We start from the raw sequence: 14,063 nt of genomic DNA on the forward strand, positions 1-14,063 counted from the left end.
TCATCCTGAGGAACGAATTACTGTTGCTTAAATTTCTTCTCATGATGATCAGCGCCAATAAATAAATACATGGCAGGCACAACAAACAGAGTAAATAAAGTGCCAATTGAGAGCCCTGTGAAGATCACAATACCCATAGACTGACGACCAGCAGCGCCTGCACCAGAGGCGACTACGAGTGGCACTACACCCAACACCATCGCAGCAGTAGTCATCAAAATAGGCCGGAGGCGCACGCTGCTAGCCTCCACAATCGCATCTAACTTACTACGCCCAGCCTCTTGCAACTCATTTGCAAACTCCACAATCAAGATGCCATGCTTACTAATCAGACCCATTAGCGTGACAAGACCAACCTGGGTATAAACGTTTAGAGTCGTGAATCCCAGATTAATAAAAATCAACGCCCCAAACAATGCCAGTGGCACTGAAACCAATATCACAATAGGATCGCGGAAACTCTCAAATTGAGCCGCCAACACGAGGAACACAATTAAGATCGCAAAGAACATCGTGACCAAGAACCCGCCAGACTCAGCCATAAACTGACGCGATGGTCCTGCGTAATCCATGGTGTAGCCACTAGGAGCAACCTCTTTAAGTGTTTGACGCATAAATTCAAGTAAATCTGCTTGAGATATAAACGGCGTGCTAACACCAGAAATCGTCGCAGAGTTCAGCTGTTGAAAGTGATTGATTGATTGAGGGACTACCTTTTGCTTAATTGTCGCAATCGTGCGTGCCTGAATCATCTGACCACTTGGCGTACGAATGTAGTAATCCAAAATTTGATCAGGATTAAGACGATCTACTTGTTTCACCTGCGGAATGACACGATACGAGCGACCTGCAACAGAGAAGTAATTGACATAACCACCACCCAAGGCTGCTGACAAGGCGCTACCAACTTGCTGCTGTGTCATGCCGAGCGCCGCAACTTTTTCGCGGTCAATCTCCAAAACATCTTGAGGCTTATCAATCTTCAAATCTGAATCTACGAAAAAGAAATTGCCGCTACGACGTGCTTTATCCAATACAGCTTGCGACACCTCATTGAGTAATTCATAAGACTCGGTAGTGTTAATCACCACCTGAACAGGCAAGCCTTGAGCTCCTGGCAAGGCAGGGAACTGGAAAGCAGCCACACGCGCACCCGCAATCGAATTCCACTTATTTTGCATATCCTCTTGGAACTTAGTCGCATTCCGACTACGCTCACCCCAGTCCTTTAGAAGCACGCCACCAAAACTACTGGTAGGGCTGGTAATTTGAAAGATCTGTTCGTACTCCGGCTCTGCAGAAGATATTTGATAAATCTGGTCCGCATACGTTTGCATTTGATTGACTGTGCTGTTTGGAGGGCCTGAGGCTTGCATCAGCACAATACCCTGGTCTTCAGTTGGAGCCAGCTCAGATCTAGCAGTGGCATAGAGGTATGCAACTCCACCCAGCAAAATAACACCCATCACAATAATGACTTGCCACGTACTCAATAACTCACGCAAGGTACTCTGGTAGCTGTGATGCACCTTATCAAAGATACGGTCAATCTTTTGCACAAACGAAGAAGCTTCTTGTTCTTCAGTAAAAATGCGTGAGCACATCATTGGTGAAAGCGTCAGAGCAATTAATCCTGAAACTGCAACTGCACTGGCTAAGGTAAAGGCGAACTCCGTAAAGAGGGCGCCCGTTAATCCGCCCTGAAAGCCGATGGGAATATAAACAGCAATCAATACAATAGTCATCGCCAAAATTGGTCCGCCAAGTTCACGAGCGGCAATTAAAGAAGCCTCTAATGGAGACTTACCTTCTTTCATATGACGGTCTACGTTCTCCACCACAATAATCGCATCATCTACCACCAAGCCAATCGCAAGAACGAGAGCCAGCAGTGTCAGCAAGTTAATTGAGTAACCCAATACTTGCATTAAGAAAAAGGTACCGATTAAAGAGAGAGGCATTGCAATAACTGGCACCGCAACAGCACGAGCACTTCCCAAAAATAGATAGATCACTACGGTCACAATTAACAACGCCTCTAAGAGCGTTGCAACTACCTCGTCTATAGAGGTGGTAATAAATTTTGTGGAGTCGTAAACAATCTTGCCAGACATTCCAGTTGGCAACTGTTTTTGGATCTCGGGTGTGACAGCACGAACGCGCGCAGCAACATCAAGTAAATTTGCTTGCGGGGCAACCTTAATCGCAATAAACACTGACCTCTTGCCATTAAATGCCACATTGGTGTTGTAATCTTCAGAGCCCATGCTCACAGTAGCAACCTGGTCCAAATACACGATATTGATGCCGTCTTTTTTAACGACTAATTTGCGAAACTCATCAAGCGTATGAAGATCAGTTCCTGCCACTAAGTCCACGGCAACCATATCACCCTTAGTGCTGCCAACTGCAGATAAATAATTATTAGCAGCCATTGCGCTATAGACGTCATCAGCTCCAACTCCGAGGCCGGCCATCTTCTCACGATCAAGCCAAGCCCGTAATGCAAACTTCCTACCGCCAGTAATCTCAGCGTTTTGCACGCCATCGACAGCATCCAGCTTAGGTTTTACTACACGCAACAGATAATCAGTAATCGCATTATTTGGGATTTCATCACTATAAAAACCCATATACATTGCAGCTGTAGATTGGCCGATTTGGACGGTCAATACAGGCTGTTGCGCCTGCGGAGGTAACTGATTCTTTACTGAACTAATTTGCGTCTGAATCTGTGTCAATGCAGCATTGGAGTCGTAATTTAACTTCAAAGTAGCGGTAATAGTGGAAAGCCCACTGACGCTTGCAGACGATAAATAATCAATTCCTTGAGACTGGGCAATGGCAGTCTCAAGTGGCTGCGTAATAAATCCTGCAATCGTCTCTGGGTCGGCACCGTAGTAAGCCGTTGTAATCGTCACGATCGCATTTTGAGTTTGAGGATACTGATTAACCGGCAAAGAGCCGACCGCCTTCAAACCAAAAACCAAAACAAGCGCACTCACAACCAGTGAGAGCACTGGCCTACGAACAAATATATCAGTCCAATTCATCTAAGGATCTATTCTTGTGGCTGTGGGTTTGGTGAATTCGCAGGCTGAACTTTGTTGTTCACAATCAGAGGCGTACCATTCTTCAGCTTGAGTTGACCACTAGTTACTACCGTAGCTCCCTCTTCAACCCCTTTCAGAATTGCCACCTGATCACCTCGGGTGGGACCAGTAGTTACAAAGACTTGCTGAGCCTCAAGCGCAGGATTTCCTTGTTTGTCCTTCTTGCCCGTTGGCTTGGCAATAAATACAGTTGATCCGTACGGGTTATAGGTGACAGCTGTCTGCGGCAATGTCAGTAATTTCACTTCATCGCCTAAATTGATATTCACGTTAGCAAACATTCCGGGCAGTATCTTTTTGTCTGGATTGGCCAATTGCGCTTCAATCTGAATATTGCGAGTATTAGTATCCACCTTGGGGCTCACGGCAGTAATCTTTCCAACAAAACTGGCATCTTTGAATGCATCCGTTGTCACCACAATTTCTTGCCCAACCTGAATCTGCGCAGCATTACCTTGAGGTAAGTTGAAATCAACAAAAATAGGGTCCAAAGTCTGCAAAGTTAGCAACTTATCGCCTGGATTGACAAACTGACCGGGGTTAATCATGACAATACCAACACGCCCACTAAAGGGTGCCCTTAAATTCTTCTTGGCGACTAGGGCCGTCTGTTGCTCTACTTGTGCTTGCTTTGACTTTGCATCGGCCTTGCTTGTATCAAAAACGTTTTTACTAATCGCCTGAATAGCTAGCTGCTGTTTATCGCGCTCATTAATGACTTTAGCTAAATCTGCCTGGGCTTTGAGTGAATTCAGTTGCGCGACATCAGAAGCATCATTTAATTTAATAAGTAGCTCACCCTCTTTCACGTCCATACCAGATTTAATAGGCACGGTTTGCACAAGACCACCGATCTCAGTGCTGAGCTCTACACCTCTAAAGGCACGCACATTACCAACGCTAGAGAGCTTAGGCTGCCATGCCGTCGTTTCCACCACCATCGTAGAAACTGTTGCTGGCGGTAATCCCATTCCAGCAATGAAATGTTTGATCATGAAAGTCTTGAGTTGATTGAAGCCAAAGATCAATCCAAGCAATAAAAATACACCGCACAACATCACAGTCATCCGACGCTGTAATGGACTCATTTCCTGTAGTTTGGCGTATGCCTTGGTTCGCATAAAGCGGGCCTGTAAACTTGCCCAAAATGCTTTTGCTTTTTCCCACGCAGCAATAAGCTTCTCACGAATTTTCCACTCGTCGGCCTTGGCAACTGACCAAGCCCATAAGGCAAGCGTAGCGGATATTATTTTTGCTTTAATTTTTTTCAGAAGTTTCATTTTGCTCTTTGCTCACTATGGCTTTTGGCTGAAATGCTGGGCCAGTACGATTCCACCAGCCGCCGCCTAATGCTGCAAATAAGGCTGCTGTATCTGCAAAACGTGTTGCTTGCGCAGATACTGATTTCACTTTCGCCAATTGATATTGATTTTGATAGTAGAGAACCGCCAAATAGCTAGTAGTACCTAATTTGTATTGCTGCTGAACTAAATCCAAGGTTTCATAGGCATACCGCTCCGCATCTGAAGCGGCTTTCAAGGCTTGCGCGCCAGTTTCTAACGCGCGCAATGCATCGGCCACCTCTTGAAACGCTTTGAGCACAGTCGACTGATATTGAAAGGCGGCTTGCTCATAGTTCGCAATTGCACCACGGCGCTGGGCTAGTAGTCTCCCACCTTGAAAGAGTGGCTGCAAAATACCTCCGCCAATAGTCCATAGGGAAGAATTAGGCCCAAATAAGTTGGCCGAGGATAGCGCTGCCGATCCAATAGATCCAGTGATATTAAATTGCGGCAACAAGTTTGCCGTAGCCACACCAACGAAAGCATTCATAGCTTTGAGTTGCGCTTCAGCCGCGCGCACATCTGGACGCTGACGCACGAGGCTTGATGGTACGGAGAGTGGCAACTTCTCGGGAAGATGCAGGCTGTTTAAATCAAACTTGGCAACATTGGCATTGCTAGGCAAGTCACCCACTAGGACAGCCAGTTGATTTCGAGCGAATGCTAAGTTTCTCTCATAATTTAATAGGTCCACCTGTGAATTCGACACTAGAGTTCTTTGTGAGGTGACGTCCACCTTAGAAACAGTGCCAATAGCCAATTGCTTTTCTGTTACCTCGGCTAAATTAGTTTGTGCCTTCAAAATTTCTTCAGTGGCTTGCATTTGTGCGCGTAAAGCTGCTTCCCGTACTGCGCTCGTAACAATGTTAGCGGTCAAAGAAAGGTACGCGCCCTCCAACTGAAACTGAGCAATCTCTGCCTGGGCTCTAGCGCCTTCAACCGCTCGACGGGCGCCGCCAAATACATCCAGCTTATAACTAACATTCACGGAAGTGTTAAACAAGTTATAGGTATCTGATCCATATTGCATGCCATAGATAGAAGATGGCTGGAGTTGACGAGTGACACCAGCCCCTAAGCCAACCGCTGGAAAATATTGCCCGCCAATTTGGGCATTCACGTTTTCTTGAGCAGCGCGCAAAGCAGCATCAGCTGCACCTAAATTAGGACTCTGCTGTAATGCCTTTTTAATTAGCGCATCAAGCTCAGGAGACTTATAAAGCTCCCACCATTGCGCCTCAATATCAGCACCTTCGACAAACTCTTGAGCCGTACCGCCCGGAACACCTGGCGCAGTAGCAAGCTCTTTGGATAACTTGGTCTCGGTATAAGAAGAAGTATTGGGCGCCTCTGGCTGCTTAAAGTCTGGACCAACTGCGCATGCAGAGAGTAGCCCTACACAGACAAGCAGCAGTAAACGATCAATAGTGAAATTATTTTGGCCGAACATCAACAGTGACAAATATCCTTTTCTACATCAGACATTAGAACATACTTTTCCGGATATATGTTCGTAACATATTGATTTAATTAGCTATTTTCTTGTACACAGCTAAACAAAGAAGTCAAATAGAATTTTGACGTCCTTGATTTTTAATGGGAAATTTTTCCAAAAGTGCCGCTATTAAAATCTTCCATAGCCTGCGCAATCTCTTCTTTGGTATTCATAACGAATGGGCCGTAACCAGCGATAGGCTCATTAATCGGTTCGCCGCTCAGTAGCAAGGCAATAGAGTCTTCTAGCACATTCACTTGAATATCCTGACCCTGATTACTAAACATCAGCATCTGAGCGTCTTTAGCAAGCACTCCCTCACCAGCCTCAACGACACCCTTGAGTACAACCAGGGAGGTATTCCATCCCTCAGGAATAGGAATACTTGTTGAACCCTTCTTCAACTTCAGATCAATCACACTCAGTGGAGTAAAGGTGTTAGCTGGCCCTGTATGACCATTAAACTCCCCAGCAATGATGCGTGCTTGTCCTGCGCCATTCTCCAAATTAATCTGAGGAATCTGCTCATCCAGGATTGCTTGGTATCCCGGTTTGGTCATTTTGAATTTTGCTGGCAAATTCACCCACAACTGCACCATATTCAGAGTGCCGCCTTTCTTGGCAAAACCCTCAGAATGAAATTCTTCATGCAAGATGCCAGAGCCAGCAGTCATCCACTGCACATCACCAGGACCAATCACACCACCCTGACCTGTTGAATCCTTATGAGCCACCTCACCTTCATAAACGATGGTGACTGTCTCAAAACCACGATGCGGGTGTGAGCCCACGCCTTTACGCTCAGTGGTTGGGGGAAACTCTGCTGGACCTGCATAGTCCAGCATCAAGAATGGGCTCATTTGTTTTCCCAGGTCTTGATAGAAGAACAAGGTGCGCACAGGGAAACCGTCGCCTACCCAGTGACCTCGATCATTACCTCGTAAACCAATGAGTTTTTTCATGATGCCCCCAATTTCTTTTAAATAAAACTGCTTACTTCGCTTTTAGTTCGCCAGCAATCTTCGCGATACGCTCGCCATATAGACGTGCCGTCTCTAAATCACCTGCATTTACCTCATCAGCACTTGCGTCTGAAGGGGTCTGCATCATTGCACCAGCAAAAGAACCAACGTAGTTAACATCATCACGCTTTGCCGATTTAGCATTAGAAGGCATCAAACCAGTGCCAACCCAAATGCCTGAATGCTGCATAGCCAATGTGAAAAAATAATGTAATGTGGAATGCTTATCGCCATTCATTGTTGCAGAGTTAGTAAATCCACCAAAAATCTTATCCTTCCATTGCTGAGTAAACCATGGCTTAGAGCTTGCGTCTGCAAACTTCTTAAACTGCCAACTCACTGTACCCATATAAGTTGGCGAACCAAATACGATTGCATCAGCAGTATTTAATGTCTCCCACTGCGCATCAGAAATATTGCCCTCCGCATCGATGGCCACTAATGTGCCATTCGCACCTTTAGCTACTGCCTCAGCTTGCTTAACAGTGTGTCCATAACCACTATGAAAAACCACAGCTACTTTAGTCATTTTCTTCTCCTTAAATAAATGGAATTACTTTGCCGCTTTACGGCCATCGACGCTAAAACTACCAGCGCCAGCAGAAGCTAGAATGAATAGTCCACCCATCACGGCGATGTTCTTAAAGAACAATAATTGAGCGATAAATACAGCATCAGCAGGGGCGGCCCAATATGCATGTCCAGTAAGAGCTGCCACTAATGTGAAGATAGCCATGATGATTGCAACTGCACGTGTTTGAAATCCTACGAGCAAGGCAATGCTTCCAAGCACTTCAATCACAATCGCTACTACTAATACGAAGACCGGCGCTGGAATTCCTAGGGAAGCGAAATAGCCTAATGTGCCCTCAATTCCAGTCAACTTTGCGATTCCTGCCGGCAAGAATAAAGCTACGATAAACAGTCGACCGATAAAATTCATTGCGCTCTGAAATGTGTTCATTAGATATTCCTGATTAATAAAATGATTAGTTAAATATATTTTTTACTTGCTTTAAAACTGTTACCGCTTGCTCTAAATCTTTTTTGCTCAACCTTCCAAAGGCTCTACCGAGATACTCCACATGCTCTGGAAATACTTTCTTAAATAGCCTGTCACCCGCTTTAGTTAGTCCAATCTTGTAGCTACGACCATCCTGCACATTCACAAACTTTTCAATTAATCCCTTAGCTTCCAACCTCTCTAAAACACCCGTCATCGTTCCTTTGGATACGAGCGTTTTTTCACCTAGCTCCTTGCAAGTCATTGGAGGTTGATTTCCTAGGGTCGCAACAATATCGAACTGGGTCATGGTGAGGCCCATTTCTTTAATGTGAGACGCAGAATGGGCCTCAAAAGCCTGATAGGCTTGGACCAGCTCCTTAACTACCGATAAATGGTTCACCAAGATACCTCGCAATTTAGTCTGTATGCGTACTAGTTTAGTACTAGTTCGTACTAATTGCAAGGCCTTATTAATAAAAAGGGTATTAAGCGCAATCGCTCAATCTAGGTTTGATAAAAGATTTATTAAATCGACGTGAGCGCTACCCAGCTCATGGCATTACTCGACGGTAACGCTCTTAGCCAAGTTACGCGGCTTATCTACGTCCGTCCCAAGCGCGCATGCCGTGTGATACGACAGGAGCTGCAAAGGGACAACATGCAATATCGGGGAGAGATTGCCGTAATGTTCGGGCAAACGAATGACATTAATGCCTTCGCTACTGGTGATCTCTGTATCTTGGTCCGCGAATACGTATAGTTTTCCACCACGCGCCTTCACTTCTTGCATATTTGATTTTAGCTTTTCCAATAGATCATCCTTTGGCGCTACAGTAACTACCGGCATCTTTTCAGTGACCAAGGCAAGAGGGCCATGCTTAAGCTCACCAGCAGGATATGCCTCAGCATGAATATAAGAGATTTCTTTTAACTTGAGGGCGCCTTCGAGTGCAATCGGATAGTGCATCCCACGGCCTAAGAATAAAGCATTCTCACACTTGGCAAATGCTGCACTCCACGCAATGATCTGTGGCTCTAGCGCCAATACCGCATGCAGTGCCTTTGGCAGGTGTCGCAACTCTCTTAAGAGTTGCCTTTCCTTTTCTGGACTGATCCTACCTTCGCGCTTAGCCAATGAAACGGCCAGCAAATAGAGTGCAACGAGTTGGGTGGTGAATGCTTTTGTCGAAGCAACGCCAATCTCTGCGCCAGCCTTAGTTAAAAAATTCCACTTAGTCTCGCGAACCATTGCACTGCTAGCCACATTACAAATAGCGAGGGTGTACTGATGTCCTAATGCCTGCGCATGACGCAATGCAGCCAATGTATCTGCCGTTTCTCCTGACTGAGATACCACTACTACTAAAGCCTTTGGATTGGGAACGGTCGTACGATAACGATATTCACTCGCAATTTCCACCTGCGTTGGAATACCCGCAATATCCTCCAACCAATACTTTGCTACACACGCAGAGTAGTAACTAGTACCGCAAGCCAAAATCAAAATTTGGTCAAACTGCTTCCACTCTTCTGGATCGGCGTTAAAGAGATCAGACTCAAAACCAGCAATGTTTGCGAGAGTGTCTCCAATCGCCCTAGGCTGTTCAAATATCTCTTTTTGCATGTAATGCTGATAAGGGCCCAGATCTACTGAATCAGCCTGAGCTGGCATTGGCTTTCGGTCTCGCTGGGAAATCTGTCCAGCCCGATCAATAATCTCTACGCTGTCAGATCTCAGAATCGCAACATCACCCTCATCTAGATACATCATCGAATGGGCTTTACCGGCAAGAGCCAAGGCATCAGATGCAAGAAAATTTTCTTGCTCGCCAAGAGCTACCACTAAAGGAGAGCCTGCCCGCGCACCCACCAATATGTCAGGACAGTCTTGTGCAATCACACCAATTGCATATGCACCGTGTAACCGCGGCAACACGGACCTTACAGAAGCGACTAAATCAGCTTGCCTACTCGATGTATAAGCTTGATGAATTAGATGCGCAATCACCTCCGTATCAGTTTCAGAAGTGAATTGATACCCAGCAGACTGCAATTCCGCACGTAGTGATTCGTAATTTTCGATAATGCCGTTATGCACTACTGCAATTAATCCACCAGAGATATGGGGATGGGCGTTTTGGGTATCAGGCTTGCCGTGTGTTGCCCAACGGGTATGTGCAATCCCCAAGGTTCCGATAAATTCTTTTCCTTGCTCAGCCAATTCAGAGACTCGAGCGGTAGTTCTGGCGCGCTCAATGGGATGATTTGCATCATCACGATTGATTACCGCAAAACCGCAAGAATCATACCCACGATATTCAAGGCGGCGAAGACCTTCAATCAGAACATCAACAATATTTTTGCGCGATGCCGCGCCAACAATGCCACACATTATTTTTTAACCTTGCCAGATTTTTTGCTTGTCAGCTTTTTAGATGCCGCTTTCTTAACCGCCACATTCTTTTCTTTTTTTACCGGGCGTTGCCACTGCAAAGAAATTTGTTTAGCGCGCGATACCGTTAATTGGTTCGGTGGGGCATCTTTAGTTAAAGTCGTTCCAGCACCTAAAGTAGCGCCACGACCAACACGAACTGGAGCAACCAACTGAGTATCAGAGCCAATGAAGACATCATCCTCAATAATGGTTTGATGTTTATTTACGCCGTCGTAGTTACAGGTAATTGTCCCTGCACCAATATTAACTCTCGAACCCACAAGTGAATCACCAACATAAGCCAAGTGATTTGCCTTGCTATTGGCGGCAATCTTACTGTTCTTCACCTCGACAAAATTGCCAATATGAACATCGTTTGCTAGATCAGCACCAAGACGCAATCGGGCGTAAGGCCCAATTAAAGAGTTGGCACCAACTTTAGCGCCATCAATATGGCTATAAGGGTGAATAGTGACATTCTGCGCAATCACGCTATTACGAATAATGCAATAAGGGCCAACTTTTGTGCCAGCAGCTAAAGTCACGCAGCCTTCGAATACACAACCGACATCAATAAAAACATCAGTACCGCACTCCAGAGTTCCACGGATATCAATGCGTGCTGGGTCAGCCAAAGAAACGCCGGCATCCATTAATACATGCGCCTGATTGAGTTGATGCACTCGCTCTAATGCAGCCAACTGATCACGACTGTTAACGCCAACAGTCTCATATTCAGCATCAGCTTGTGCAGTACGAATTGGCACACCATCCTTAACCGCCATGGCGATGACATCAGTTAAATAGTATTCACCTTGTGCATTGCTGGCACGTAAGGACTTCAGCCATCTCTTCAAAGAATTGGTCGGCAAAATCATAATGCCGGTATTAATCTCTTGAAGACGCTTTTGCTCAGGTGTTGCATCCTTCTCTTCGACAATCGATGTCACAGAACCATCGGTATCTCGCACAATGCGGCCATAGCCCGTTGGATTGCTGAGGTTTTGAGTCAGCAGCGCTAAAGCGGAATCTTGACCTCGGACACCATCAGCTAATTTGACTAACTTAGCAAGGGTCTTCTTGCTTGTAAGCGGTACATCGCCATAAAGAACCAATGTAGGTTCATTTACATCTAGTTTGGGCAAGGCCTGCAATAAAGCGTGCCCCGTTCCTTTTTGCTCAGCCTGCAATGCCGTACCGACTTTGCCAAAGCGAGAGTCCTGGTCGCTGGCGAGCTCAAGAAATTGTTTAACATCTGCAGCACCATGTCCAACAACAACAATTGGGCCAGTTTTAGCACTTTTACCCTGTAGGTCCAGAGCCGTATTGAGTACATGCTGAAGAAGCGGTTTCCCAGCCAAGGTTTGAAGAACCTTGGGTAATGCGGACTTCATCCGCTTTCCCTGCCCAGCCGCCAAAATAACGATGTTCATAAAGAGGGATTATAAGACCCCTGAATCAGTGTTCCGCAGGCTATTTCATCGATTTGCGTCTCGTCAATTGCCTTATCACCAGACGATCGAGCGGCAATGCCCATCATTTCCGTAGAAATCTCTAGATTCTTGAAATCAAATGCTTCCCCATCCATCAAATGCGAGGGAACGATATGGTGCATTGACCGAAATAAATTCTCAACTCGACCAGGATATTTCTTTTCCCACTCACGAAGCATTTCCTTCATGGCCGCCCGCTGTAAATTAGGCTGACTGCCACATAAATTACATGGAATGATCGGAAAGCCCATATCTACCGCATAGCGCTCAAGAAGCTTTTCAGGAACATAAGCTAAAGGACGAATCACAATATGCTTACCGTCATCCGATCGTAACTTAGGCGGCATGCCTTTGAGCTTGCCCGCAAAGAACATGTTCAGCATCAACGTTTCTAAAATGTCATCACGATGGTGACCTAAGGCTATCTTAGTGGCACCCAACTCATCCGCAACTCGATACAAAATGCCACGACGCAAACGAGAGCAAAGACCGCAGGTAGTTTTCCCTTCTGGAACTACGCGCTTGACGATGCTATAGGTATCTTGGTTTTCAATATGGTACTGAACACCCAAGGCCTCTAAATAGTTCGGCAAAATTTCTGCCGGAAATCCGGGTTGCTTTTGATCTAAATTGACGGCAACAATTTCAAAATCAATTGGGGCACGCTCGCGTAACTTGAGCAGAATATCGAGCATGGCATAGCTATCCTTTCCACCTGACAAGCACACCATCACTTTGTCACCATCTTCGATCATGCCGAAGTCGCCAATTGCTTGGCCAACCAAACGACATAGCTTTTTCTCTAGCTTATTTTCTTCGAAGACAGCTTTACGGATATCACTCATGACTATTGAATTCTTCTCTCAATACTTTTAGGCCTGCTTCATGCGAAATACTTCAACCCCAACCGAGTGGCAATCTGGATAGACATCTGGTTTAGCGGTACTAACGCGAGCAGCAATGACTTTTGGATGTTGCAGCATGGCAGTCACGATGTCATCACAGAAAGTTTCTTGTAAATGAATATGCCCCTGGGAAGACCGCGCCTTAATGGTCTCACGCATGAAGTCATAATCTACAACTTCCTCCAATAGATCTTTAGAAGGGGTGTTCATATTTAAAGGAATGTAGAGATCAACATTCAGAATGACACGCTGCTCAGCCTTCTTTTCAAAATCATGCACACCGATATTGATGTAGATTTCATAGTCACGCAAAAATAAGCGGCGGCAATCAGCAAGTGCTGGGTGAGAAAGAATGGCATGCATAAATTTGTATTAACTCTTTTTAACTTTTGATTCTGGATTGAATTCTTAACTTGTCTTAAACATCACATCGCGTGAAGACGGAAGCAAGTGTTGGCCGCCATCCACATATAAAGTAGTTCCAGTGATCGCGTTTGAACTAGCCAAAAATACTGCTGCCCTAGCGATATCGCTCGGCGTTGAAGATTTTCCTAAAGGGGTCATTTGATGCGCCTTGGTAAAGCCTGCTTCAGTTTGATCGCCCGAAGTCAGCGTAATACCAGGAGCCAAACCAATCACCCGCAAGTGCGGAGCAAAATCTACTGCTAGCACCTCAACTGAAGTGAGCAGCGCAGCTTTAGATAATGTGTAAGACAAATAATCTGGATTGAGATTAATTAATTTTTGATCGAGCAATTGAATAACTGAAGGAATTGATAAGTCACTCTTACTTGCATTCTTTGTCCAGCTCTTTTGATATTCAAACATCAGCTGTGAGAGCAGGATGGGAGCAGCTAAATTGACTTGCATATGCTCTTGCAAACTTTTACTACTGAGCGGAATATCTGAATTTGCGCGATCGTATTCAAAGATCGAAGCGCTATTCACCAGACACTGGAGGCTTTTAAACTCAGTTATCACCGCGGTAAACAGGGAGTGGATTTCTGCTTCGCTAGCGAGGTTAGCCTTAAATGCCACAGCCTTACGCCCAAGAGCCTGGATTTCTGCGATGGTAGCCTGAGCATCTGATGCAGACTGGCCATAGTGAATCGCAATATCCCAGCCCTGACGAGCAAATTCCAAGGCAATTTCTCGACCAAGACGCTTGGCAGCGCCCGTCACTAAAACTGCTTTATTTTGCTCAGGTTGTAGGTTTGAACTCAAGTTCACTTAAATTCTCTTAGACTAGCGA

General features: G+C 45.6%; 12 protein-coding genes. All 12 read right to left on the reverse strand.

Annotation, left to right across the window (positions count from 1 at the left end):
• Window positions 1–17: 17 nt before the first annotated feature.
• Window positions 18–3,053 (reverse strand): efflux RND transporter permease subunit, encoded by a 3,036-nt coding sequence (locus AOB49_RS00505; protein ID WP_062306633.1) that lies wholly within the window; start codon window positions 3,051–3,053, stop codon window positions 18–20.
• Window positions 3,054–3,061: 8 nt separating this feature from the next.
• Window positions 3,062–4,201 (reverse strand): efflux RND transporter periplasmic adaptor subunit, encoded by a 1,140-nt coding sequence (locus tag AOB49_RS00510; RefSeq protein WP_062307309.1) that lies wholly within the window; start codon window positions 4,199–4,201, stop codon window positions 3,062–3,064.
• A 169-nt stretch (window positions 4,202–4,370) separates the two neighbouring features.
• Window positions 4,371–5,906, reverse strand: coding sequence for an efflux transporter outer membrane subunit (locus tag AOB49_RS00515; RefSeq protein WP_062306634.1), 1,536 nt, complete (start codon window positions 5,904–5,906; stop codon window positions 4,371–4,373).
• A gap of 143 nt (window positions 5,907–6,049) precedes the next feature.
• The gene (locus AOB49_RS00520; protein ID WP_062306636.1) at window positions 6,050–6,913 is read right to left on the reverse strand and encodes a pirin family protein; all 864 of its coding nucleotides are present in this window, start codon (window positions 6,911–6,913) and stop codon (window positions 6,050–6,052) included.
• 31 nt (window positions 6,914–6,944) lie between these two features.
• On the reverse strand, window positions 6,945–7,502 hold the full coding sequence (locus tag AOB49_RS00525) for a flavodoxin family protein (protein ID WP_062306639.1): 558 nt from the start codon (window positions 7,500–7,502) through the stop codon (window positions 6,945–6,947).
• A 24-nt stretch (window positions 7,503–7,526) separates the two neighbouring features.
• Window positions 7,527–7,937, reverse strand: coding sequence for a DoxX family protein (locus AOB49_RS00530; RefSeq protein ID WP_062306641.1), 411 nt, complete (start codon window positions 7,935–7,937; stop codon window positions 7,527–7,529).
• 25 nt (window positions 7,938–7,962) lie between these two features.
• Entirely contained in the window at window positions 7,963–8,379 is a 417-nt protein-coding gene (locus AOB49_RS00535) for a MarR family winged helix-turn-helix transcriptional regulator (protein ID WP_062307311.1), read from the reverse strand.
• Between the two features lie 159 nt (window positions 8,380–8,538).
• The gene (gene glmS, locus AOB49_RS00540; RefSeq protein ID WP_062306642.1) at window positions 8,539–10,371 is read right to left on the reverse strand and encodes a glutamine--fructose-6-phosphate transaminase (isomerizing); all 1,833 of its coding nucleotides are present in this window, start codon (window positions 10,369–10,371) and stop codon (window positions 8,539–8,541) included.
• A complete protein-coding gene (gene glmU, locus AOB49_RS00545) occupies window positions 10,371–11,846 on the reverse strand; it encodes a bifunctional UDP-N-acetylglucosamine diphosphorylase/glucosamine-1-phosphate N-acetyltransferase GlmU (RefSeq protein ID WP_062306643.1) in 1,476 nt (491 codons plus the stop codon). Before glmU ends, glmS begins: the two co-directional genes overlap by 1 nt.
• The gene (gene ttcA / locus AOB49_RS00550; protein ID WP_062306645.1) at window positions 11,843–12,751 is read right to left on the reverse strand and encodes a tRNA 2-thiocytidine(32) synthetase TtcA; all 909 of its coding nucleotides are present in this window, start codon (window positions 12,749–12,751) and stop codon (window positions 11,843–11,845) included. The genes glmU and ttcA overlap by 4 nt, the downstream gene beginning before the upstream one ends.
• 27 nt (window positions 12,752–12,778) lie before the next feature.
• Window positions 12,779–13,174, reverse strand: a complete 396-nt coding sequence (locus AOB49_RS00555; protein ID WP_062306647.1) for a dihydroneopterin aldolase — start codon at window positions 13,172–13,174, stop codon at window positions 12,779–12,781.
• A gap of 45 nt (window positions 13,175–13,219) precedes the next feature.
• A complete protein-coding gene (locus AOB49_RS00560) occupies window positions 13,220–14,041 on the reverse strand; it encodes an SDR family oxidoreductase (protein WP_062306651.1) in 822 nt (273 codons plus the stop codon).
• Between the last annotated feature and the right edge of the window lie 22 nt (window positions 14,042–14,063).

It is taken from the genome of Polynucleobacter sinensis, from assembly GCF_001595985.1.
Lineage (GTDB): Bacteria > Pseudomonadota > Gammaproteobacteria > Burkholderiales > Burkholderiaceae > Polynucleobacter > Polynucleobacter sinensis.